Raw genomic sequence first — 22153 nt, 5'->3', positions numbered from 1 at the left:
TGCGATTGCATTGCGGTTGAAGCGAGGCTTACAAAGGACGACCGATAGCGTTGCAGACGCTGGCGTTGTTGATGTCCAGGTTGTTGCCCGAAGTGTTGGTGACGAAGTTGGCGGTCACAGCGGCTTTCCAGTTGGTTGGAACCGGAGTGAAGCTGTGCGCGATGGTGGCAGCGTTGTTGCCCGGGTTGCTGTAGTGAGTGGTCAGGAAGCTACGGACATCGTTGGCCACGGTTGCATCCTTGTAGCACTGGCCGAAGATGAAGTTGGTGTAAGCGACGATCGGGTAGCCGCTCGCCGGGTTAGGCACAACCGGTACCCACTGCGCCGGGTTGGCAGGCGCGGCTGGCAGAGCGGCCGAACCCAATGCCAGGGAAACGTTGGCAGTGGTTGGCTGCACGCCGTTGACGCGGGCAACAACAGCGTTGCTCGCAGCGTTCACACCGTCCGGACCGACATAACCGATCGAACCGTCAACGGCGTTGACCTGGGTGGCGACGTCAGACGTACCGGCAACACCTACCCAGTTCGCTGGCAGTGCGGAGCCGGCTGGCAGGCGAGCGTTGGTGAAGGTTGAGTTGGTGGCGAACTTGGTCGGGCAGATCGAGTTCAGGTGGCGGGTGAGGATTTCCGAGGTGCCGCTGGAAACGTTGCGATAAACAACGCGAATCGGCGTGGTGTCGGCAGTACCCAACAGCGCACCCCAAGTGGTTTTGGCGCCCGAGAAGGCATCACACAGCTGAGTGCTGGTCAGGTTCAGCGCGGTCTGGCCAGACTTTTTGTAAGGAATGGCAACCGAAGTGGCCACCGAAGGCAGTTGGATCAGCGGGCCGTACGAAGCGCCGTAGGTGCTGTTGTAGGTGCTGATTTCCGTAGCGCTGAGGATCGAGTCGCTACCGGCGAAGTGCACCGAACCGGTGGTGCTGAACAGTGCGGAGTTGTTGGTCAGGAAAGCCGTTTTGCCAGTACCGCTACCGGTGCCCAGGTAGCTGAAGTTGGCTGGCAGGATGCTGTTGGCAGAACCTTTGTACAGAGCGGCAGGCAGAGTCGCGCCACCACCGGTAACGTTGGCGGCCATGGCCTGGGCGGAAGCCAGAGCGGCGACAGTCAGTGAGGCTGCGATCAGAGTGCGCTTGAACATGAAGAATCTCCTTTTCAACTAGGTTGTGAACACAGGTTTTCGGGTGACTTGCATGACACTGGGAGGACTCACCGGGGCCCTCGCTAGCGTTGGCCTTGGTTAAGTCGCACTGAGAAATTCGCAGTTTCCGGTGACAGATAAAGGAAAAAACCTCGGGAGGTGCGAGCTGTTTCTGAAGGGATTTTCTCGGGTGTTTGCCGGGTGCAGCGCAGGGTCTGGATCAGCGGTTTGGCGGAATCGGGCTGGAGGCAGTGGCGGGTGGTTGCAGATGACAGAAAGGAGAACCCGAGGATGGTTCTTTTGAGGGTCGGGTGATGCTGAAGTCCTGGAAAAAAGATTGGATTATTTGTTGCCCTCTCTGGCCCCTTCGCGAGCAGGCTCGCTCCCACATTTGAAATGCTTTCCCCTGTGGGAGCGAGCTTGCTCGCGAAGGGGCCAGTCCAGCCACCACCAAAACATCAGACACACCACTACTGGACCAATTGGTTGATCTCAATGATCGGCAACAACACCGCCATCACAATCACCAGCACCACCCCGCCCATCACCACAATCATCAGCGGCTCCAGCAGCGCGGTCATGCCCATCGCCCGCCGCTCAATATCACGCGACAACGTCTGCGCCGCACGCTCAAGCATCGGTGGCAATGAACCGGTTTTCTCGCCGCTGGCGATCAGGTGAATCAGCACTGGCGGGAATACGTTCTCCACGCGCAATGCAGCGGCGAGGTTGACGCCCTCACGCACCTTGGCCGTGGCCTCAGTGACGCTCAAACTCAAGCGGTCATTGGACAAGGTCTGCCGCGCCGCTTCCAGCGCACGCAACAACGGCACCCCGGCGCCGCCGAGAATCGCCAGCGTCGAGGCAAACCGTGCGGTATTCAGGCCGAGGATGAAGCGCCCGAATAACGGCAACTTGAGCACTCGATGATGCCAGCTCAAACGTGCCGCTGCATTGCGCAGATACAGGCGCCAGCTCCAAAACGCGCCGGCCATGATCGCTGCGCACAGCCAACCCCAACTGCGGATGAAATCACTGGCGTTGAGCATCGCCAAGGTCAACCCCGGCAAATCCTGCCGCGCCTGGGAAAACGCGCTGACCACCTGCGGCACCACGTAGCTGAGCAGAAAAATCACGATGCCGATCGACACCAGACCAACTACGCCCGGATAGATAAACGCGGTGAGAATCTTGCCGCGCAGGTTGTTGCGCTCTTCGATGTAATCCGCCAACCGTTCCATCACTTGCGCCAGATCCCCGGACTCCTCCCCGGCCGCAATCAACGCGCGGTAGATCTCGGGAAAATCCCGTGGCCGCGCCGCCAGTGATTCGGCCAGACGCATGCCGCTGCGCACATCCGCACGAACGGCGCTGAGGGTATGGGCGATGTGCTTTTTTTCGGCCTGCTCGACCGTGGCACTCAGCGCTGCCTCCAATGGCAGACTCGCCCCCAACAGACTCGCCAATTGCCGCGTGGCCCAGGCCAGGTCGTTGTCCGAGAGTTTCGGGCTGAACAATCCGCCCCCGCCGTGATGGGCGACGTTGCTTTCCTTGTGCACCGACAGTGCGGTCAAACCGCGCCCGCGTAAAACGCTGAACGCGGCGCCTTGGCTGTCCGCCTCAAGGTGCCCGGATTCGATCTTGCCGGTGGCGTCGGCGGCTTCAAAACGATAGCGGTTCATCAGGCGTCCCGTGTCACACGGAGGATTTCTTCAGGGGCGGTGGCGCCGCTGCGAATCCAGCGCTCGCCGTCCTCGCGCAGACTGAACATCCCGGCCTTGGCGGCAGATGTGCGCAAGGCCTGCTCCCCTGCCCCTTGATGAATCAAGGTGCGGATGTCGTCGTCGATGCAGAACAATTCGTGGATGCCGGTGCGGCCGCTGTAACCGGTTTGATTGCAGTTTGCGCAACCGACCGGGCGCCAGGTGCCGGGCGCGGTGGGGTCTTCTTCCTTGCAGTGATTGCACAGCCGCCTCACCAGTCGCTGCGCCAAAACCCCGAGCATTGAAGACGCCAGCAGAAACGGTTCGACGCCCATGTCGATCAAGCGGTTGACCGCCGACACCGCGTCGTTGGTGTGCAAGGTTGCCAGCACCAAATGCCCGGTCAGCGAGGCCTGCACGGCAATTTGTGCAGTTTCCAGATCGCGGATTTCGCCGATCATGATGATGTCAGGGTCTTGCCGCAGAATTGCCCGCAGTGCGAGGGCGAAAGTCATGTCGATCTTGGCGTTGACCTGAATCTGGCTGATCCCCGGCAAGTCGTATTCCACCGGGTCTTCCACGGTGAGAATGTTGCTGGTGCTCGCATCCAGTCGTGCCAGTGCCGCGTAGAGGCTGGTGGTCTTGCCGCTGCCGGTGGGCCCGGTGACCAGCACGATGCCGTGGGGCTGGCGGATCAGGTGGTCGAGTTTGGCCAGCACCTGCGCATCCATGCCGAGGGTTTCCAGATGCAGACGCCCGGCCTGTTTATCGAGCAGACGCATCACCACTCGCTCGCCATGCCCGGTCGGCACGGTTGAAACACGAATATCGATCGGCCGCCCGGCCACACGCAAGGCGATGCGACCGTCCTGCGGCAGGCGTTTTTCGGCGATGTCGAGCTGGGCCATGATCTTGATCCGCGACACCAGCGCACCGTGTAACGCCTTGCGCGGTGAGACCACGTCACGCAGCGTGCCGTCGACGCGGTAGCGCACCACCGAATGGGTTTCGAACGGTTCGATGTGAATGTCGCTGGCCTCATCGCGCGCGGCTTGGGTCAGCAGTGCGTTGATCATGCGGATCACCGGCGCGCCGTCCTGAGTGTCGAGCAGGTCAGTGATTTCCGGCATGTCCTGCATCAGCCGATCCAGATCAACTTCATTCTCCGCTGCCCCGACCACCGCCGCCGCACTACCGGTGTCGGCGTAAGCCGCGGCCAGCAAACCATCCAGCTCATCATCGCGCACCCGCTGTATCGTGGTCGCACCGAATTGGCGCCGTGCCTCGCTGATCGACCAACCCGGCGTCGACGGGCAAACGGTCAGCACGCCATCGCACAAAAGAATGCGCTGCGCCTTGGCCCAAGCGTAGGGCAACGCACTCATCTCAAGCCCTCCCGAACCCCTGTAGGAGCTGCCGAAGGCTGCGATCTTTTGATCTTTGGCCGCTTGGGTCCGTCGAAGAGCAAGATCAACAGATCGCAGCCTTCGGCAGCTCCTACAGGTCCGGTGTTGTTCGTTATCCCTGTGGTTTTCACATTGAGGGTTGGTTTCAAAAGCGTGTGCTCCCTTCAATCGGCACCGCTTTGATCGTCGCCCGTGGGCCAGAACTCGGCACCGCCGCCGGCACACCTTGCGCCGCCGTCGGCAACTGTGGCGCCTGCATGTCCGGCATCGCCCAGCTGCGTTCAGGCTGCAAACCGCCCTGTGCACGGCGCATGAAGTCGTAGCGATTCAAAGTAATGCTGCGCCCCGCTTCGCTGTCGCGGATGATGTACGGACGCAGGAACACCATCAGGTTGGTCTTGGTAATCGCCCGGCGCTCGTTGCGAAACAGCGCGCCAATGCCCGGCAAGCTGCCCAGCCATGGCACCGCGTCGTTGCTCTGGCTATAACCGTCCTGCAGCAAACCGCCGAGCACCATGATCTGGCCGTCGTCGAGCAAAATACTGGTGTCGATTGCACGTTTGTTGGTGACGATGCCCGTCGATGTCGCGCTGTTGGAAGCGCGTTCGTCGATGCTGCTGACTTCCTGATAGATATCGAGCTTCACCGTGCCGCCCTCAGAAATCTGCGGGCGCACGTTGAGCTTCAAACCAACCTCTTCCCGGGTCACGGTCTGGAACGGGTTGTTGCTGGTGCCCCCGCCGCCGGTAACGTAACTGCCGCTGACAAACGGGATGGTCTGGCCGACAAAAATACTCGCAGCCTCGTTGTCGAGAGTCAGCAGGTTCGGCGTCGACAATACGTTGGTGCCGCCCTTGCTCTTCAAGGCCCGGGCCAGCACTTTCAAGTCAAGAATCTTGCCGATGCCGGGAATGTCGACAGTGCCGTTCACGTAGCCCAGGTTCAACCCCTGCGGCAGCACATCGATACTGGTTTTGCCGTTGGTGTTGATCCCCGAACCACCCAGATTCGCCCCGCCAATCACGCCATTGCCACCGAGATTACCGGTCTGCCACTGCACGCCGAACTCGCTGGCATCGTCCTCGCCGACTTCGACGATCAAGCTTTCGATCACCACTTGCGCGCGACGCTGGTCGAGCAGATCGATCACCTCGCGCAAGTTGCGGTACAACGGCTCCGGCGCAGAAATCAGCAAAGTGTTGGTGGTAGCGTCAGCCTGGATGGTCACACCGCCGGCACTGAAGGCGACGTTCTGATCGCTGTTCTGCGTACCGCCACTGCTGGTTCCGCCGCCACTGCTGCCCTGCGCGTAACTGCCACCCGTGCTGCCGCTGCTGTTAGTGGTCGACGTGCTGCCGCTGCTTTGCGTGCCGCTCTGGCCGTTCTGCCCAGCGCTGCCGCCGGTACTTGCGCCCATGGCACTGAGCACCGAACGCGCACTGTCGCTGGTGCCGCTGTCACTTTCACCCGTGAGCAAACCACGCAAGGCCTGCGCCAGTTTCGCCGCCTGCGCGTTACGCAGATAAACCACATGCAGATTGCTCGGATTACTCTGCGCGTTATCCAGTTTGTAGATCAGATTACGCGCCAGTTCCGTACGCTCCGGACTACCCGCGCGAATGATGATGGTGTTGGAACGCGGATCACCAATCACCGCAATTTTCTGCGTCGGATCATTGCCCGGCGCATCCAGTAAATCCGCCACCATCGGCGCAATGTCGGCAGCGATGCCGTTCTGGATCTGCACCACATCCGTGTCAATCGCACTCGGCGAATCAATGCTCGCGATCAACTGCGCAACGCGGGTCAGGTTCTCCGCGTAATCGGTGATGACGATGGTGTTATTGCCCGGATAAGCGTTGATCGGATTGTTCGGCGAAACGATCGGCCGCAGCACCGGAATCAGGTTCACCGCGTTCTCGTATTGCAGGCGAAACGTTCGGGTGAGCATGCCGTTGCCGGCCGGTTTGTCGGCACTGTAAATCGGCCCACCAAGCAGTTTCGCATCCGCCTCCGGCACCACCTGCGCGACACCGCCGACATCAACCACACTGAAACCCTGCATGCGCAACGCCGCCAGCAGCATGTCGTAAGCCTGCCGCGCCGGCACCTGACCTTCCGAGACCAGCGTCAACGTGCCCTTCACCCGAGGGTCGACCAAAAACTGCTGCCCGGTGGAACGCGACAACGCCCGCACCACCGCTTGAATATCAGCGTCGACAAAATTCAGCGTCACCGGTTGATCGCCCAAAGGGTTGCTCGGCAACGCAATGCCCGATGAGGCTGAGCCGCTGCGCGCACTCTTGCTGATGTTGTGTAATGGCTTCGGCACAGGTCGCGCCTGAGCCTGTGCGCGTTCGCGGTCGAGCACCGCGTCGCCGCTGCGCTGAGTGTTGGCCAGCGGCCGCCCGAGTTCACTGTCGACCAGCAACGGCGGCTGATTCTGCGGCGTGGTGCTGGTGTTGCTGCACGCGCTCAACGCCATCAGCAGCATCGGCAACGCCAGACGTGCTGGTTTGGATCCTGACCCCTTCATGAAGCTTCCTTAGCGCCCAGCGCCTGATCCATGCGAACGGTGCCTGACAAAGTGCCGGCGGTGACTTCGGTCGAGGGGTTGTCTGCGCGTTGCAAACGGGCCTCGACCACCTGCAGAGAAAGTTGTGCCGGGTTGCTCAACAGCCAGTCGAGCACTGCGTCGGCCGGCGCCGCGTCGAAGGTCAACTGCCAGGCGCCGGCCTCCCCGGATTGCAATTGATAGTGCCCGCCGAGGCCGCTGGCCTGCAGGGTCTGCTCCAGCGACTGCGCCACGCTTTGCCCCTCCGGGCGCACGCTAACTTCGCGCAACAGCACTTCCAGCGCCTCGGTCTGCGCGCGCAGCTTTGGCGTTTCGGTTTGCCAATAGGTGATCTTTTTCAGCGGCGGCTGGATCAGCGCGACCCACAGCAGCAGGCCGATCAGCGCAATGGCCATACCGGCGACCATGCGTTTTTCGCGCAAGGCCAACGGCTGCCAACGCGCCTGCACCTGAGCGCTAAAGCGTTGCCACTTGGCGCGGTACAGCGCGAGCGAGGCCTTATTCATCTTCTTCTGCTCCGCCGCTGTCATCGCTGTCGCTTGGGCTGGCCTCAGTGGACGGACGCAAGGTCCAGCCCTCGTCATCTGCCGTCACGCTGATACCGGCCTGGGCCAAGGTGCTTTGCCACTCCTGATCATTGCCGCCGCGACGGGCTTCACTCAGCAGACTCAGTTGCAAAGCGCCGTCGACAAACGCCAACCGCTCGACACTGCCAGCCATCGACGGCATGCCGCTGCCGGCCTGCAACACCAGACGATTGAAAGTCTGCGCCGGATCATCCGCCGCGCCCTTCTGCCGCGCCGCCAATTGCTGACGGGCCTGTTGCAACGGATTGAGGATCACCGGCAACTCAGGGAAGGCCTGCTTTACCCGCAGGTTCATTTGGGCTTTCAGTTGCTGGCCCTGCCCGGCTTCGCGAGCGGCATACAGATTCAAACCAACGACCCAAACAGCCACGGCCAACGCGGACAGAGCGATCGCCCTGCCCCAGCCGCGATGCTCGGTTTTTTGTTGCTGGACTGCGCCATGCAATCCCCAACCGGGTAACGGCCCGGTCCAGCGCTGCGCATCCGCCATCGGCAGTTCAGCGCCCGGCGGCGGTTGCTCACCGATCCAGTGCAAAGTGACGCCCGGTTCCCACACAACACCGTCAAAACCGTCATCGAACAACGGCTGCACCCGCGCCGCTTGCACGCTATCGCGCAACAACAAATGCCCGTCCTGCACGCAAGCGACGGTGCCGGGCAGCACCGGCAAACAGTACGGCGCCGGGTAGAGACCGCGCAGGTTCAGCCCGGCGCTTTTCAGCAACTGGCCAAAGCGCAACAAGTGCTGCCAAGGCGCCCAGGCGATCTGCACCTGCCCGGCCTCGTCCCGCGAACTGTGCGCAATGTGCATCTCACTGCTGTCGCCCAGCATCAAGGCCTGCGCCGCACATTGCACCGCCGCAACAATCTTGTTCGCAGGCAACGGCGGCAAATCGAGACTCGCCAACAGGCTGTCGGCCGGGTGCAGAAAACACACCAGCGGCGGCAGTTTCGCCTGCTGACTCAACTGGCTCAGACTGAGGCGTTCTTCGCGCGTGACCTGGCCCTGACGATCCAGCCAAGCACAGTGCAATTCACTGTGCAGATCCAGTTCCGCCAAGGGCGGCAACGCCACCTTCAACTGGCTCATACGCCCACCCGCGACCAGATCACTTGCGGCAAGCGGTCCTGACTGCGATGCAGCAACGCCTCAAGACTGACCCGCCGCTGATCGCGCCGCGCCTCGCCGCGCAATCGAAACCAGTCACTGGTGATGCCGACTTTCACGCTGGTCAGCTCCAGTTGCGGCATGCGCAAGCGGTTAACGAAATCGCCACGGTTGATAAACCAGCGCCCGGCATCACGCTCGGCGATCAGCGCATTGGCACGCTCCAGCGACAACCCCGGCACATAAGCAGCCAAGACCGGCGCGGTGGCCGTGTTGCCGTTGAGCCAGGTCGTCGCGGGGATCACCGTCAGGTACGGCGCCAGTTTGCCCATCACCGCCTCATTAACACCGTCGACACTGCGCAAATCATCGATGCTGCGCAGCATCGGCAACGTCGGCTTCTGCGGTTTGTGTGAAGCGTTGGGCGAGGTGGCGCGCCCACTGTCAAAACCACTTTTCGGCGCCTCGGCAATCGACGGATTCAGCAGTCGCGGGTACGAAGCAATCACCCGCTGACTGATGCGCTGACTCAAACCGGCACTGACCCCGATCAACTCGCACAAGCGCTGAAAAGCCGCGACCTGCGCCTCATCCACCCGCTCGTTGGCCACCAGATTGCGCAAGTTGAACTTGCCCTGCTCATCCTCCAGCCGCCCTTCAAAACCTTGCGCGGAGAGACGCTGCGCCCACGGCTGATCGAGCCGGGTCAACGGATCGCGCTGACGTGCATCCCAGAGCAATTGACGGCTGATCTCCAACCCACCCTGCACCAGCCAACGCCCCTGCACACGTTGCTGATCCGCCTCCAGCGCACGGGTCGACACGCTCTGACGCGTCAACATGCCCGCCGCAATCACCGCCACCACCGCCGCAATCAACAACGCGCTGATAATCGCCATGCCCTGTTGCTTCGCCCCCTCAGGCGAGCGGCTGTTCATGGCCGGCCTTACAACTGCCAGGAACCGATATCGGCATTCACGCCGTCGCCGTCCGGCTGACCGTCGGCACCGAGGGAAAAGATGTCGATCTCGCCATTGGCGCCGGGGTTGAGGTACTGATAAGGACGCCCCCACGGATCGTTCGGCAAGCGCTCCAGATACGAGCGCCAATTGCTGTTCTTCGCATCCGCCGGCCGCTCCACCAACACCTTCAGCCCCTGATTCATGCTCGGGTAAGTGCCGTGATCGAGGCGGTACAACTTCAACGCCTGCATCAACCCACCAATATCCTGCTTCGCCGCCGTCGCCCGCGCCTGATCCGGCCGGTCGAGCACCTTGGGCACCACCATCGCCGCGAGAATCCCCAAAATCACCACGACCACCATGATCTCGATCAGGGTAAAACCCTGCTGACCACGGGGCGCGCGCAACGGTTGCTGAAGCGATTTGAAAGGTGCGATATCCATCTCGACATACCCTGGCTTGATTCGATTCGACGCGCAGTGTTGCAAGAAGATATGTCAGTGATGTTGAAAATCCTCGGGTGTTTTCGTCGTCAAGCCGTCAAGCACGCGGGTTAGCGTCGAGGGCTGGGTTTTGGTTTTGGGCGGTTTATGCGTGCGCGTTCGCGGGAAGCGGGTTTCACATTGATTGAAGTGCTGGTGGCGCTGGCGATTATTGCCGTGGCGATGTCGGCGGCTGTGCGCGTGGCGGGGTTGATGACGCAGAGCAGCGGGGTTTTACGGGATCGGTCGGTGGCGCTGATTGCGGCGCAGAGTCGGATGGCGGAGTTGCGCTTGGAAGGGAAGTTGCCGATGGGTATGAAAGCGCAGGAATGTGATCAGGGGCGGTTATTGTTGCGCTGTGAACAGGTGATCAGCGCAGCCGAAAATGGCCGCTTACTCAAGATTGGCATTCAGGTATTCGACCGCAACCAGGATGCGCCGCCGCTGGCCAGGCTTGAGACCTTGTTGTCTCGAACGGAAAGCCCCTCACCCTAGCCCTCTCCCAGAGGTAGAGGGGACCGATTGGGGGATATTCGAGAGCTACACCGACTTGAAAGCCATTCATTGAATCCAAAATGGCCAAGCTCACAAAGCCAAATCGAAGATCCTTCACCAAAGCCATAATCGCCAAGGCCCTTCACCAAAACCATAATCGCCAAAATCTTTCAGGTCGACGTACCCCGCAAGACACCTCGGTCGGCCCCCTCTCCCTCCGGGAGAGGGCTGGGGTGAGGGTAGCTTTTGCCCTCCAGACTGAAACAGGCGAGAAGCCATCACTGCCATGACAATGGTATCGTCCCCTCCTTTTTCAAATTTCTGACAGATTATGAATAGCGCCAAATCCTCAATCCGGGCCGCTGCTCCCGCTTCAGGCATCTCTGAATCAATGGATACCTGACATGGCCAACCCATCGCAGAACACGAGGTTAAATAAGTTGCTGGCCGTGAGCGAAGCCAGTGTTGACAGGGCTAAGTCCAACACCGACTTATTGAAGGTGATCCATGAGTTCGCCTCGTATCGTGGCCCGCTCGAATTCGATCGCACACGCGCATGGTGGTTTTTCGGCACTGGCCTGTTATTGCTTGCGAGTGCTGTGGTCCTTTATTGGATTGGGAATATCTCTAGCGTCGCTCTGTTCTTTTACCGGTTGGAAATTGATCCCGACTCGTTCGGCATCGGTACTGGTTTTCTTGGCATCGTGATTGCCATTTGGAGTCTGACATGGATGAAATCCAAATCTGATCGGTTGCCGTCGCTCAGTAAAAGAATTGCTCGACTGTCATCCTACTTCCACAACGGACTGACTTTCCTGAGAGAAGACTCGGCCGCGATCCTCAAGGAGCTGGACACGGAATTTGGTGATTACCGCCGGGGCGACTACAGCCGCAAGTTGGTCGAGTCGATACAGGGCGTATTCACCGGCACGTTGCGCGACCTCCCTTACACGTACCGCCAGCTGCACTATGTCAACCAACGAGAGGTACATACCACGGTTACCGACGAAAAGGGCAATACCAAAACGGAGACTCGAGTGGTTTATGACCACTACGATCGCTACAGTTTGGTCATCGAATTTCCATGGGTCACCGGAATATCGGTCAGATCGGATCACCAGTCAAAGAACGACTATTCGCACCCCATGGACACGACTTCTCCGGATTTCAATAAAGCGTTCCGTTTGACCGGTCGCAGCGAGATGCTCTGTGCGAAATTCATCAAGCCTTCGACGGTGCTCCACTTGCTGAAGCTGTTCGACATCCTCCATCGTCCGAACCTGGAGTTCTCCGACAGTGGAGAGCTCTGCCTCAGTTTTGAGAGCAGCGACCTGCTCGCGTACGGTGCTCAGTATTCGCTGGCTTCGCCCAAATATTTTTACGCAGAAATTTCTGCTGGTATCGAACTGCCGCGCCTGATGTCTGTGCTCCAATGGAGCCATGCACTCAGTGAGCTGCACGATGACAACTTCAGCTCCCTTACCCCTACAAACCGCAAAGAGAAGTAAGCCATGGACATTGCACTCATCCTCGCCGCTGTTATCGCTGTCGTCATGATCATCGGGGGATTCAGCATCTACAACGGCATCATTGGGGGACACAACCGAGTACAACGTGCATGGTCAGACGTCCTCGTTTACGAACGCCAGAAGACCAAAGTGCTCGACCAGCTTCAAAAAGTGCTCGCAGATTTCATGGTCTATGAGGCCAGCCTCCTGGAAAAGATCACCGGCCTTCGCAGCGCGGTCAACGCCCTGCCTGCGGGCGCCAATGGCAATGCCCTCACGACCGTTGAAACCGCCACCCGGGAGCTGATGGGTGGCTTGCGCATCGCTTTCGAGGCCTACCCTGACCTGAAAGCATCGGAAGCGGCAAACAACATGATGCGTGAAATTGCCGAACAACAAGAGAACGTCGGCGCAGCCATCACCATCTACAACCGCAACGTCGAACTGTTCAACAACACCGTCGAAATGTTCCCCGGCTCGGTCGTCAATGGCCTGTTCAACAAGAAACCGCGAGTTACGCCATTCACCGATACCGAAGCTTCGCAGAGTTTCTCTTACACCCCGAATATCTAACCTGCGTTAAGCAATCAACCATCACCCGTGAGGGTGGTGGTCGATCACCTGCCTTCTTGAATAGATCCGCCGCTGATTTCTGGGGCGCGAACCATTCAATGGCACGAGCGTTCAATCAGCCCCTTCTGAATCAACCAGCCCCACCACCGGAACCTGCCACGAAGGCTTTTTCCCACTCTGACCATCAAACACCCGACGCGCCTCGCGAAAATCATCCACGTGCTGCACAACCCAAGTCCAAATCGGCGACATACGAACCAACAGCTCCATCCCCAACGCCGTCAACTCGTACTCAACATGGGGCGGCACTTGATCCAACTCCCGCCGTATCAGCAGACCATCGCGTTCCAGCGCGCGCAGCGTCTTGGTCAACATGCGCTGAGTCACGCCCGTCATTTGCCGTTTGATCTCGGCATGACGCATCGTGCCGTACACACCCAGGGTATGCAGGATACCCAGTGACCAGCGGCTACCGGCGTGCGCCAGGACTTCGCGCCGCACGCCATCATCGTCTCGTCTTAGCGTCTGGCAGATCGCTTCTGCCTGGCTAAGGGTTTCCTCATCGGTCATGTGTCCCCCTGGTATCACGCGTGTGCCTTCTTCTGAGCGCTGCGCAATCGTGCCAGCATCGGCAGATCATACAGACGACGAATCTCAGGAGACATCATGACCGCAGCGACCCACCCCTCCCCACAATCCATTCTCGTACTCGGCGCCGGCGAACTCGGCCTGCCGGTGCTGCGCAATCTTGCGCAGGTAGCAAAGCGCTCGCCCGGCAGCACCATCAGCGTCCTGCTCAGGGATTCGACCATCAACACGCAAGCCCCCGAAAAAAAACTGGAAATCGATGAACTACGCAGTCTCGGCATCCAACTGGTCGCTGCAGACTTGGTTAACGATTCCATCGATCAACTGGCCGAAGTGTTCGCAGCATTCGACACCGTCATAGGCTGCGCAGGCATGGTCGCGGGCCGTGAAACGCCGATGAAACTGGCCACAGCAGCGCTCAGGTCCGGCGTGAAGCGCTATTTCCCTTGGCAGTTTGGCGTCGATTTCGAAGTGATTGGTCGGGGCAGCCCACAGGATTTGTTCGATGCGCAACTCGACGTGCGCGAGTTGCTGCGCGCCCAGGACAAAACCGAATGGGTGATCATCTCGACCGGCATGTTCACCAGTTTTCTGTTCGAGCCGGTCTTTGAGGTCGTCGATTTTGACAACCACACCGTCAACGCCTTGGGCAGCCTGGAAACCAGCGTGACGCTCACGACACCGGAGGACATCGGCAAGCTGACAGCGGACATCGTTTTCTTCGAACCGCGCTTTCGCAATGAGATCGTGTACCTGGCTGGCGACACGGTGACGTATGGGCAGGTGGCGAGCCTGCTTGAACGTGTGCTGGGGCGGCCGTTCAAGCGTAATGTCTGGACGGTTCCGTACCTGATGCAGGAACTGGAAAAAGACCCCACTCACCACATCAAAAAATACCGCGCCGTATTTGCCCAAGGCAGAGGCGTGTCGTGGCCGAAAGCGGGGACATTCAACGAACAGCAGTCGATTCAGGTCACTACGGCTGAACAGTGGGCTCGGGACAACCTGGCAGTCGATTGATGCAAAGAAAGCCCCCCAATCGCAGGTACAGAAACTCGTAGGTCTCTCGACATTTATCGCGGCTGAAGAGCCAGCACACTCCCACCTTGGAACACACTCAAAGGTGGGAGCGAGCCTGCTCGCGAAAGCGCCAGAATGAACACCCGATTAATCACCAAGTGATCCCAGCACCCGCATCACTCCGGCAATTGCAAATTATCCAGCGCCCGATTCACCGCCAACTCCCCGAGCATGATCAACTGCGCGATCCCCAACAACGCCCGACGCTGCGACGCCGGCAACAGACTGGCAACGTTCTGCGCAATGGTTTTGGCCGAAGCGAGCGTTTCGCTGGCATCCGTCAGCAGTTCTTCGTTTTTGTTGTCGGCAGTGACGGCGTACATCCCACGGTTTTTGCGTGGCGGCGGCGTGGAACCGGGTGGACAGAGGTAATGATCGAGCGCGCGGTCGGCGGCTTCGTGGAGTTTTCTGGAATCGATGGATTCGTAGGGGGAAAGCGAGACGGTTTCGGGCGGGTTGGGTGTTGGTTTGATCATGGTGAAGCTCCTTGATGATTGGAGCCGCCACCGTTCGCGGTCAAACAAACTGGGTGGCAGCTGTACGCGGGTTGACCGACCGGACATCAAGGACTCCGGCACACCCGAAGGTGTCCCACGCACAGCCACCGCGACATGATTTCAGACAATGCCTGAACACGTGCAGAACGCTGGCGCGCCTTGATATTGGGCGGACGGTCAAATCCGATCGCTGATGCGTCAGCGACCGCACCACAATAGAACCCGCCCCCAAGGCGCACAAGCCGGCGGATTCTGGCGTAGCTGTAGGCAAAGGCGCAAGGATGTGTAGCCTGAGAGAGTATCTGGAGATGTCTTTTTAAACATTGATGTTTATCGAGACGTTAATGCGGCACCTCCCCCACTTAAACGAATCTGCCCCATTACCGGCAATTTTTCCCGCGCACAAAACGTAAACCCAGTCGGGGCGTAAAGGCATTGCGAGTGACTCGACAGAAGCCACTCACCAACAGTCAATCAAAGGACTGTAAGAAATGTTGAGCGCAACTTTTGCCTCAGGCATTCTGTGCGACGCAAATGTACATGGACGGTAGATTTTTGGCGGTACTGTTAAATGAAACTAAAAATATTAGCCATCAGCCTTTTATGTTGCGTCAGTTTATTTTCTAGCGCAGCAGACGTTCCTATCAAAGAGGGAATGCCATTTTCGAAAGCCCGAAAAGCTTTGATTGAAAATGGCTGGAAGCCGAATCCGTCCTACTCAGGTGAGTTCGGGGTCGAAAACGTCATCCAAAGAAAAGGCTACATTGAAATCGAGTCTTGCACGGAGGGCGTCCGTTTCTGCAGCTTCAACTACATCAAGAACGGAGCTTGTTTAGGTGTAGGAACTGTCGGCGAAGAAGTCAAAGACATGAAAATTTATTCCTGGAACTTCAAATGCCCTGAAAAGGATTGAAACCAGAAATCGACAACGAAGTGGGCGGCGCTTCCCGAAGGTCCAGGCAAGAAGAATCACTATCCTCCGCAACCTTACGCCGAGTATCCAGACTTTTTATCGACCTACAAATCTGCGGAGGAGCTGTCCAATGAAGGCCTCAACCCTCGTACTTGTCGCAGTTTATTGCATGGGTATCAGCGCAGCGTTTGCCGATGCCTCACAGGCGCCAAACGACCAGCGAGGGCCAGCAGACATCGTCGTCGGTGAGCGTTTGGCTGCGGCCAAGTCCAAGCTAGTCAAACAAGGCTGGAAGCCGACGCGAATGCACACCACCGACGGCTATGAATACAGTGGCGTGGAGAAGGAGCTGGCAGCACACAAGTTCTTCGAACTGGATAACTGCTCTTTTGATAGTACGCGCTGCATCTTGTACTACGCGAAGAAAGGAATTTGCCTACGCGTCGATACCATCGGTGAGCAATTCAATGACATGACCGTGACGCGATGGACCCGCGAATGTCCCGAGGCGCCCCAATAACCACCCGAAGACGACACGGTAATAATCGACTGCTCCCACAGGTTTCAGCGTCGCACACAACATCTGCAATCAGCACAAAACCCTGTGGGAGCGAGCCTGCTCGCGAAGGCGCCAGAGTTCACACCTGATCAATCACCAAGTGATCCCGCCCCCCGCATCACTCCGGCAACTGCAAATTATCCAACGCCCGATTCACCGCCAACTCCCCGAGCATGATCAACTGCGCAATCCCCGCCAGCGCATGGCGCTGCGATGCCGGCAACAGGCTGGAGACGTTCTGGGCGATGGTTTTGGCCGAAGCGAGTGTTGCACTGGCATCGACCAGCAGTTCTTCGGTTTTGTTGTCCGCCGTCACGGCGTACATCCCACGGTTTTTACGTGGGGGCGGCGTGGAACCGGGTGGACAGAGGTAATGGTCGAGCGCGCGGTCGGCGGCTTCGTGGAGTTTTCTGGAATCGATGGATTCGTAGGGGGAAACCGAGGCGGTTTCGGGCGGGTTGGGTGTTGGTTTGATCATGGTGAAGCTCCAAATTTATACCTGGTGGAACCACCAACACCTGTCGCTAAACAAGTAAGGGTGGCAGCTGTGCGCGGGTTAGCGAACCGAGAGGTATAAGACCCGGCAGACCCGAAGGTCTCCCACGCACAGCCACCATATCGTCGTCGCAAACGTCTGCGACAAACTGGAGCGTCGTTGTACTTATACCTGGTCGGGTCGCTAAACCCGGTCGCTGGGTTGCCAGCGACACGTAGACAATAAAGACCAGGTACAAAGCGCACAAGCCGGCGGATTCTGGCGTAGCTGTAGGCAAAGGCGCAAGGGTGTGTAGCCTGAGAGAGTGTCTGGAGATGTCTTTTTAAACATTGGCGTTTATCGGGCCGCTCATTGCATCTCGGATACCACGACAGACTTGTCCCCTCGCCCCAACAGACGAAAGAAAATGGCCGAGATTGCTAGTTGTAACTGACGACCTCGGCCATACAAATATTGCTATTTCTTCCAGCACATATCGACGTCATCCTGAGTGCTCAGGTCTGTATCGATGCCCAACCGGTACCTACAGTAATCAATAATCCATCCCCGCTCCCTCGTCGTCAGGCGCTCTACCTTCCTGATCTCTCCATCATTGGCGTGGATGTTGTAGAACTTCATCTGGAACGTCGGGTGCTTTTTGATGAAGACAATCGTCTCGATGTCGCCATCCTCAACGGCGTTGTAGTAGCCGACGTAGAGCATGGTCGCCACAACGAGGATTGCCGCGATTAAAAGCTTTTTCATTTTTTCGGTGCCGGAGGTGGAAGCAGATTTTTTTGGCTTTGATGACTCAGTGTTCAGCAGCGCTAAACAAAACCTGACTTAACAGCGATTCCAAAGCTGATCATGACCAACAACAGAGAAATGACGCTCCATTGCAGCATTACCAGCTTCCGTTTGAGGGGAGCTGGGAAACTGGCCAAATCTTCAGAGCTCAGCTCACCCCTTTTCAAATAGAACCGAGGGAACGTCACAACTCCCGAAATGCCGCCTACAAGCAGAAGCTTTCCCCATGGCCCACCATGCCGAAGCGGCGCCCGAGTCATGATGGCCGAGCAATTCCTCAGGTGCTCCAACATCAAATCCATCTTCGTATAGGCCAGGTGCAAACAGAGGCCTATCCAAAGAATCAGCCCTGCCAGATCAACGATGGCAATGGACAGAAGTACCTTATCAACCACGTTCAACTCACTTCCCTGCCGAGTAGATTTTCTCACCAGTTCACTCGCTTTTAGTTTCCAAGCGCTCAAACGGGGCTGAGCACACTTCTCATCCGGTTACTTGAGTACTCCTGATTTCCCCAAAGCAACCAGCACAACCATCGCAGAAAGCAGTGCTATTGCGCTCCATTGCATCAACACAAGTCTCTGCTTGAGTGACGAAGGAAAATTCTCTACGTCATCGGCGCTGAGCGTGCCGCGTCTCATATAGAAATTCGTGAACGTAACGAGGCCAGAGGCACCACCTACTAAAAGCAATCTGCCCCACGCACCTCCGTGCTTCAGCGCAGCTAACCTAGCGCCGGCAGAGCTGTTTTTGAGGTGTTCAAGGATCACGTCCATCTTGATATGTGCAATGTAGAGAGCAATCCCGATCCAGATGAGCATCGAGATAATTACTACGCCACACAATCCTCCGACTACCAGTTCAGCGGTATTCATTTAGTCACCTCGTAAATCACTTCGCCGAACATTTCACCGCCGGCCCCTCCTACCGCCCCGCCAGCATATGAGCCTGCCGCTACAACTACCACGCCGCAAGCGAGGGTTCCCAATCCACCCGTTGGCACGCCAAGCCCCACACAGATTGCACCTACCACTGGAGCAGTGAGTGCTGCTCCTGTCATCGCGCCACCGGCCACCCCACCAATGAAACTACCACCCTCGGTATATTTGATCTTTTCGCAGGCATCCTTGTTACCTGCCGCACAGACTTCTTGAACCTTCATGTAAGACGCCCCGCCTCCTACGGCAGTACCAATCCAGCCGCCGTACTTAACAACCTTGGCCGCTCTGGCGACACCTTCTGCGTGAGTGGCGTAACCGGGAATCTGTCCCGGAGCACCGGCTAGGGTCCAGTGATGCACCAAGCTTTTGCTCGAGATGCCGAGGGCTGATTTCAAACTTGGATGATCAGGGAAACCGATGCCCTTTCTGGTTAACCCGGTGAGCTGCCTATCAAGCTTGGCAAACAGTCGTGCGCGTTCATCAAAGAACTCCGAACTACGCAAGTGACCGTCACGCTGAAAACTTTTCTGGTGCAGCGTTTCGATTTCCTTCAGCGACGTTGTCACGTCTCCCAGGTTCTTGGCGAATATCGACTCACCAACACCGATTGATGTTGAGCCTTGCGAAAGAATGGACTCAATCTGGCTCTGATAGCGAACCATGAAGCTCGCCTCTTCGTCGCTCATGGGTTTGAGCGCCGCGTCCACTTTCTGCGCCGCTTCCATGAGCAACGCTTCTTCACGCGTGCACTGAGGATTGTTCGGATCACTCAACACGATGAGCTGCCCGGGCTTGGCGTACCCGGTGACGTGAGGGTTGAGGCGCGAGAATTTCTCGAGCGTTGCACCATCCGGCTTATCGAACAATGCTGCTTCTAGCGCAGAGCGCGGCATGACTTGCTGAACGATATAGAAACCGGGTTCCGCTGGTGGCTTCGCAGCGGTCGGTTTCTCTGCGGGAGCCTCAGGGTATTCTGCCCAGTGCTTGGCGTGCAGATCAGTCGGTTCTACGCCACGGTAGACCTGTTTTCTTGGCGGGTTAGGTAGTGCGGGCCTTGGTACGTTTCCATATTCACTCATGCATCATCCTTGTTCACTTCGGGAATCCCGACTTGAGGTTCCGACAGTCCGACGCTATCGAAAAGCCCACGTGCTGGCTGTAGGACAAAGCCTAAAAAGCTGTGCCCAAACGGCTGATTCCTGTCATTCGCGGGGTGCGCAGGATAACTGGTGAGGGAAGATGGTTGTATGGCAGCAGATGGCCACTCACGGTAGGGCCGTATAATTTGCCAGCGCTGGCTGTCTTTTATGGCCGGTAGCGACCGCCGCTTTCGGCCCAAGCAGACGCTCAGCCCATCGGTGACTACAACCAGAAGCGGACGGTGGATCAGGGTTTTGAGGAGAAAAAAGATTAGGCAAACTGTGGTTAGCGATTTTTGCATCATCCTTCCCAGCAAGCGGAGCATGCGAGCATTTAACGCGCGTTATTATTTTGGAAAGAGACGCTGATTTTTTATTTTTGACCATTCCCGCTGAGCCCTGGCGTCGGTTAAGATGCTTGTCAGTTGGGCTATTCGGGGGTGGCAGACGTGTGATGGCCGACAATACTTTTGCGGGACTGGTTTTGATACAGATGAGTTCGGTCGAAGATGAATTTAGATTTTTTCATTAGCCATGGATTGACTGACTATGTCCTCGAACCAGCTGGACGGTGCTGAACTGGTGAATCGGCACAACGAGCACCATCAAACGTCAACAGACGTTGTTCCTACGGTAATGGACGCCACCGAGGATCTCTTGGTTCCGACTGCCGAACCAGTGGCAGGTTCATCCCCACGTTCGGAAACGGCGATTCCGCAAGCAGACGTTATGGATGCAAAACTGCATACATCCGGTGTACCGAACAACGCCGCCAACTCCGAAATACCTGAAAAGCCATCACTGCTCAAAGCTGACGAGCGTGAGAAGATATCTGATCGCTGGATAGACGTCGAATTAAAGACAGTTGAAAATGATCAAGATACGTTTCATCGTAAAGTTCTCACGCGGGTCAGCGCGAAAAATGTAATATTTAAAAATGTTTCTTTCTTTCAAACCATATTTGATACGTGCTATTTCAATCACTGCGTATTTGATTCTTGCAACTTCACTGGATGCAGGTTTATTTCTTGTAATTTAAACCAATCCACGTTTCCAGGCTGCAAATTTGAATATGCGATTTTCGAACGCAGTCAAATTGACGACGATATTTTGAACGCTGCGCCGGAACGCAATAATTTGAAATTGAAATTTGCACGAACCTTAAGGATGAATTACCAACAAATTGGGGATGCAAAAGCCGTTAATCGTGCAATCGTTGTAGAGCTTGAAGCTACGGAAATTTTTTTAAAAGAATCCTGGAGTAGCAATAGCGATTATCATCGTAAAAAATATGTTGGACTATCCCGGGTCTGGCAGTTTTTTAAATGGATAGAATTCAGAGCTTTAGATTTTATTTGGGGGAACGGTGAAAGCGTTACAAAATTGCTCAAATCAATCATTTGGGTGATTTTTGCCGTGGGGCTCATCGATATGATCTACTCGCCTGACGCGAAGCCGTTCTCAGGCTTCCTGCAAAGCTTTTTCGATGCCCCTGCTCTATTCTTAGGTGTGAAGCCGCTTCCTGACGTTATTCCACCGCTGCTGTCCGCGAGTATTGCGGCGTTGCGCCTGCTGGGATTTGCGTTCTTGACCGCTATCTTAGTCAAGCGTTTCGGGAGGCGGTGATGCATATCTACGCTTTTGGATCCGTTTGCCGCGGTGAGATCGACCACGGGTCAGATATCGATATGTTGGCATGCATAAAAGGTGGCGAACCCCCTATTGATGCTAAACAGTTCTCTATTTACACCTACGATAAGCTCCAAGAACTTTGGCGCGTTGGCAACCCCTTTGTATGGCATCTCCATTTTGAGTCGAAACTGGTGTTTAGTTGTGATGGTAGTGACTTCTTGTCAGGACTAGGAGTGCCAGCGAAGTATCAAGAAATTGAGTTCGATCTCGCCAAGTTTAGAGAGCTTTTTGATGGCGCCGTCGCTGCATTGCTGGCAGGCGCGGAAAACTCTATTTTCAATCTTTCGTGCGTATTTTTAGCTGTTCGTAACGCAGCGATGTGTTATTCCATTTATTGCGGCAAGGCGGAGTTTTCTCGTTATTCGGCACTAAATGTAGAGCCTGTGCTGCCAGTATCCCGTAACGTTTACGAAATTCTCGTCAGGGCACGGTTGTTGTCATCTCGTGGTTATGGCAGCCTAATTTCGAAGCAAGAGGTTGCGGCGGTGGTAGAAGTCATCGATGTGATCCGATTATGGATGGATCGCCTGGAGGAAAACACGAATGAAACGCGAATTTAATAACCGAATTGATGCACAACGAGCTGTTATTAGTATCGTCAACAAGCTCGAGTGGCAGGAAGAGCTCTTTGGTTTGTCATCAGGCGGTATTGCACGCTGGGCTCATTCCAATCGTATCTCCTTAGATGACCCACTACACACCTTAGTAATTCGTGCGGCGGAGAAGCTGTTTTTCTTAGCGAACAAGAGCCAGGAGCAGATTACTGAGGAGTACCGTACTCTTTCAGTAGAGGTGGAGAGCCTGATTCATGAAGTGGAGAAAACTGTCATGGCTCGCTGATCGCTGAGGGTTCACCAATCTGAGGAGTGGAGCACCATTTTTCAAAACTTAGAGGTAGTTTCATACTCTGAGATGGATGGATTTT

The 22153-nt window shown here is 56.9% G+C and carries 24 protein-coding genes; 9 read left to right on the top strand and 15 right to left on the bottom strand.

All coding sequences use genetic code 11. From position 1 onward, the window contains the following. Positions 1-28 precede the first annotated feature (28 nt). From VY732_RS12720 to gspG, 8 genes are all read right to left on the bottom strand, one after another. Entirely contained in the window at positions 29-1138 is a 1110-nt protein-coding gene (locus VY732_RS12720; RefSeq protein WP_077573207.1) for a substrate-binding domain-containing protein, read from the bottom strand. 470 nt (positions 1139-1608) lie between these two features. Beyond that, positions 1609-2820, bottom strand: a complete 1212-nt coding sequence (gene gspF, locus VY732_RS12715; protein WP_331695589.1) for a type II secretion system inner membrane protein GspF — start codon at positions 2818-2820, stop codon at positions 1609-1611. Beyond that, on the bottom strand, positions 2820-4226 hold the full coding sequence (gene gspE / locus VY732_RS12710) for a type II secretion system ATPase GspE (RefSeq protein ID WP_331695588.1): 1407 nt from the start codon (positions 4224-4226) through the stop codon (positions 2820-2822). Before gspE ends, gspF begins: the two co-directional genes overlap by 1 nt. 166 nt (positions 4227-4392) lie before the next feature. Further along, on the bottom strand, positions 4393-6783 hold the full coding sequence (gene gspD / locus VY732_RS12705) for a type II secretion system secretin GspD (protein ID WP_331695587.1): 2391 nt from the start codon (positions 6781-6783) through the stop codon (positions 4393-4395). Next, positions 6780-7328, bottom strand: coding sequence for a type II secretion system protein GspM (gene gspM / locus VY732_RS12700; protein WP_331695586.1), 549 nt, complete (start codon positions 7326-7328; stop codon positions 6780-6782). The genes gspD and gspM overlap by 4 nt, the downstream gene beginning before the upstream one ends. After that, a complete protein-coding gene (gene gspL / locus VY732_RS12695; protein ID WP_331695585.1) occupies positions 7321-8499 on the bottom strand; it encodes a type II secretion system protein GspL in 1179 nt (392 codons plus the stop codon). Before gspL ends, gspM begins: the two co-directional genes overlap by 8 nt. After that, the gene (gene gspK / locus VY732_RS12690) at positions 8496-9455 is read right to left on the bottom strand and encodes a type II secretion system minor pseudopilin GspK (protein WP_331695584.1); all 960 of its coding nucleotides are present in this window, start codon (positions 9453-9455) and stop codon (positions 8496-8498) included. Before gspK ends, gspL begins: the two co-directional genes overlap by 4 nt. Before the next feature lie 8 nt (positions 9456-9463). Then, the gene (gene gspG / locus VY732_RS12685; RefSeq protein WP_273914941.1) at positions 9464-9922 is read right to left on the bottom strand and encodes a type II secretion system major pseudopilin GspG; all 459 of its coding nucleotides are present in this window, start codon (positions 9920-9922) and stop codon (positions 9464-9466) included. Between the two features lie 147 nt (positions 9923-10069). Here gspG and gspI point away from each other — a divergent pair, with 147 nt between their 5' ends. The 3 genes from gspI to VY732_RS12670 all read left to right on the top strand — a co-directional run bounded on the left by gspI (position 10070) and on the right by VY732_RS12670 (position 12537). Beyond that, positions 10070-10456, top strand: coding sequence for a type II secretion system minor pseudopilin GspI (gene gspI / locus VY732_RS12680; protein ID WP_122843694.1), 387 nt, complete (start codon positions 10070-10072; stop codon positions 10454-10456). Positions 10457-10860: 404 nt separating this feature from the next. Next, entirely contained in the window at positions 10861-11964 is a 1104-nt protein-coding gene (locus VY732_RS12675) for a hypothetical protein (RefSeq protein WP_116029071.1), read from the top strand. A gap of 3 nt (positions 11965-11967) precedes the next feature. Continuing rightward, the gene (locus tag VY732_RS12670; RefSeq protein ID WP_331695583.1) at positions 11968-12537 is read left to right on the top strand and encodes a LemA family protein; all 570 of its coding nucleotides are present in this window, start codon (positions 11968-11970) and stop codon (positions 12535-12537) included. A gap of 111 nt (positions 12538-12648) precedes the next feature. Here VY732_RS12670 and VY732_RS12665 read toward each other — a convergent pair whose 3' ends face one another. Then, a complete protein-coding gene (locus VY732_RS12665) occupies positions 12649-13107 on the bottom strand; it encodes a winged helix-turn-helix transcriptional regulator (protein WP_331695582.1) in 459 nt (152 codons plus the stop codon). A 96-nt stretch (positions 13108-13203) separates the two neighbouring features. Between VY732_RS12665 and VY732_RS12660 the strand changes: the two genes are divergently transcribed. Then, a complete protein-coding gene (locus VY732_RS12660) occupies positions 13204-14145 on the top strand; it encodes an aromatic alcohol reductase (protein ID WP_331695581.1) in 942 nt (313 codons plus the stop codon). Positions 14146-14321: 176 nt separating this feature from the next. On the opposite strand, the gene VY732_RS12655 is transcribed toward VY732_RS12660, so the two are convergent. Next, entirely contained in the window at positions 14322-14681 is a 360-nt protein-coding gene (locus VY732_RS12655; protein ID WP_158830392.1) for a DUF6124 family protein, read from the bottom strand. A gap of 592 nt (positions 14682-15273) precedes the next feature. On the opposite strand from VY732_RS12655, the gene VY732_RS12650 reads away from it, so the two are divergent. Together VY732_RS12650 and VY732_RS12645 are read left to right on the top strand one after the other, a co-directional pair. Further along, on the top strand, positions 15274-15615 hold the full coding sequence (locus VY732_RS12650; RefSeq protein WP_331695580.1) for a hypothetical protein: 342 nt from the start codon (positions 15274-15276) through the stop codon (positions 15613-15615). A gap of 130 nt (positions 15616-15745) precedes the next feature. Further along, entirely contained in the window at positions 15746-16135 is a 390-nt protein-coding gene (locus VY732_RS12645; protein ID WP_175554536.1) for a hypothetical protein, read from the top strand. Between the two features lie 157 nt (positions 16136-16292). Here VY732_RS12645 and VY732_RS12640 read toward each other — a convergent pair whose 3' ends face one another. The 5 genes from VY732_RS12640 to VY732_RS12620 form a co-directional block, all read right to left on the bottom strand. Continuing rightward, on the bottom strand, positions 16293-16652 hold the full coding sequence (locus tag VY732_RS12640) for a DUF6124 family protein (RefSeq protein WP_034155636.1): 360 nt from the start codon (positions 16650-16652) through the stop codon (positions 16293-16295). Between the two features lie 474 nt (positions 16653-17126). After that, positions 17127-17414 carry a hypothetical protein gene (locus VY732_RS12635; protein WP_331695579.1) on the bottom strand — a complete coding sequence of 96 codons (288 nt, stop codon included), beginning with the start codon at positions 17412-17414 and terminating at the stop codon, positions 17127-17129. Between the two features lie 62 nt (positions 17415-17476). Continuing rightward, entirely contained in the window at positions 17477-17857 is a 381-nt protein-coding gene (locus tag VY732_RS12630; protein WP_331695578.1) for a hypothetical protein, read from the bottom strand. 90 nt (positions 17858-17947) lie between these two features. Beyond that, positions 17948-18331: a hypothetical protein gene (locus VY732_RS12625; protein ID WP_331695577.1), complete on the bottom strand. Its 384-nt coding sequence runs from the start codon at positions 18329-18331 to the stop codon at positions 17948-17950. After that, positions 18328-19476 carry a hypothetical protein gene (locus VY732_RS12620; RefSeq protein ID WP_331695576.1) on the bottom strand — a complete coding sequence of 383 codons (1149 nt, stop codon included), beginning with the start codon at positions 19474-19476 and terminating at the stop codon, positions 18328-18330. The genes VY732_RS12625 and VY732_RS12620 overlap by 4 nt, the downstream gene beginning before the upstream one ends. Positions 19477-20085: 609 nt before the next feature. Between VY732_RS12620 and VY732_RS12615 the strand changes: the two genes are divergently transcribed. From VY732_RS12615 to VY732_RS12605, 3 genes are read left to right on the top strand one after another with little or no spacing between them, the layout of a single operon-like run. Beyond that, entirely contained in the window at positions 20086-21162 is a 1077-nt protein-coding gene (locus tag VY732_RS12615; RefSeq protein WP_331695575.1) for a pentapeptide repeat-containing protein, read from the top strand. Next, on the top strand, positions 21162-21788 hold the full coding sequence (locus VY732_RS12610) for a nucleotidyltransferase domain-containing protein (RefSeq protein ID WP_331695574.1): 627 nt from the start codon (positions 21162-21164) through the stop codon (positions 21786-21788). The genes VY732_RS12615 and VY732_RS12610 overlap by 1 nt, the downstream gene beginning before the upstream one ends. Further along, on the top strand, positions 21772-22068 hold the full coding sequence (locus VY732_RS12605; RefSeq protein WP_331695573.1) for a hypothetical protein: 297 nt from the start codon (positions 21772-21774) through the stop codon (positions 22066-22068). Before VY732_RS12610 ends, VY732_RS12605 begins: the two co-directional genes overlap by 17 nt. Positions 22069-22153: the final 85 nt, after the last annotated feature.

Origin of the sequence: Pseudomonas sp. ZY71, assembly GCF_036542145.1 — a bacterium.
GTDB lineage: Bacteria > Pseudomonadota > Gammaproteobacteria > Pseudomonadales > Pseudomonadaceae > Aquipseudomonas > Aquipseudomonas koreensis_A.
This window is presented reverse-complemented; position numbering and strand designations above follow the sequence as displayed.

Coding starts and splice junctions, on each gene's coding strand:
- VY732_RS12720 (WP_077573207.1), bottom strand. CDS start 1,138: ATGTTCAAGCGCACTCTGATCGCAGCCTCACTGACTGTCGCCGCTCTG.
- gspF (WP_331695589.1), bottom strand. CDS start 2,820: ATGAACCGCTATCGTTTTGAAGCCGCCGACGCCACCGGCAAGATCGAA.
- gspE (WP_331695588.1), bottom strand. CDS start 4,226: ATGAGTGCGTTGCCCTACGCTTGGGCCAAGGCGCAGCGCATTCTTTTG.
- gspD (WP_331695587.1), bottom strand. CDS start 6,783: ATGAAGGGGTCAGGATCCAAACCAGCACGTCTGGCGTTGCCGATGCTG.
- gspM (WP_331695586.1), bottom strand. CDS start 7,328: ATGAATAAGGCCTCGCTCGCGCTGTACCGCGCCAAGTGGCAACGCTTT.
- gspL (WP_331695585.1), bottom strand. CDS start 8,499: ATGAGCCAGTTGAAGGTGGCGTTGCCGCCCTTGGCGGAACTGGATCTG.
- gspK (WP_331695584.1), bottom strand. CDS start 9,455: ATGAACAGCCGCTCGCCTGAGGGGGCGAAGCAACAGGGCATGGCGATT.
- gspG (WP_273914941.1), bottom strand. CDS start 9,922: ATGGATATCGCACCTTTCAAATCGCTTCAGCAACCGTTGCGCGCGCCC.
- gspI (WP_122843694.1), top strand. CDS start 10,070: ATGCGTGCGCGTTCGCGGGAAGCGGGTTTCACATTGATTGAAGTGCTG.
- VY732_RS12675 (WP_116029071.1), top strand. CDS start 10,861: ATGGCCAACCCATCGCAGAACACGAGGTTAAATAAGTTGCTGGCCGTG.
- VY732_RS12670 (WP_331695583.1), top strand. CDS start 11,968: ATGGACATTGCACTCATCCTCGCCGCTGTTATCGCTGTCGTCATGATC.
- VY732_RS12665 (WP_331695582.1), bottom strand. CDS start 13,107: ATGACCGATGAGGAAACCCTTAGCCAGGCAGAAGCGATCTGCCAGACG.
- VY732_RS12660 (WP_331695581.1), top strand. CDS start 13,204: ATGACCGCAGCGACCCACCCCTCCCCACAATCCATTCTCGTACTCGGC.
- VY732_RS12655 (WP_158830392.1), bottom strand. CDS start 14,681: ATGATCAAACCAACACCCAACCCGCCCGAAACCGTCTCGCTTTCCCCC.
- VY732_RS12650 (WP_331695580.1), top strand. CDS start 15,274: ATGAAACTAAAAATATTAGCCATCAGCCTTTTATGTTGCGTCAGTTTA.
- VY732_RS12645 (WP_175554536.1), top strand. CDS start 15,746: ATGAAGGCCTCAACCCTCGTACTTGTCGCAGTTTATTGCATGGGTATC.
- VY732_RS12640 (WP_034155636.1), bottom strand. CDS start 16,652: ATGATCAAACCAACACCCAACCCGCCCGAAACCGCCTCGGTTTCCCCC.
- VY732_RS12635 (WP_331695579.1), bottom strand. CDS start 17,414: ATGAAAAAGCTTTTAATCGCGGCAATCCTCGTTGTGGCGACCATGCTC.
- VY732_RS12625 (WP_331695577.1), bottom strand. CDS start 18,331: ATGAATACCGCTGAACTGGTAGTCGGAGGATTGTGTGGCGTAGTAATT.
- VY732_RS12620 (WP_331695576.1), bottom strand. CDS start 19,476: ATGAGTGAATATGGAAACGTACCAAGGCCCGCACTACCTAACCCGCCA.
- VY732_RS12615 (WP_331695575.1), top strand. CDS start 20,086: ATGTCCTCGAACCAGCTGGACGGTGCTGAACTGGTGAATCGGCACAAC.
- VY732_RS12610 (WP_331695574.1), top strand. CDS start 21,162: ATGCATATCTACGCTTTTGGATCCGTTTGCCGCGGTGAGATCGACCAC.
- VY732_RS12605 (WP_331695573.1), top strand. CDS start 21,772: ATGAAACGCGAATTTAATAACCGAATTGATGCACAACGAGCTGTTATT.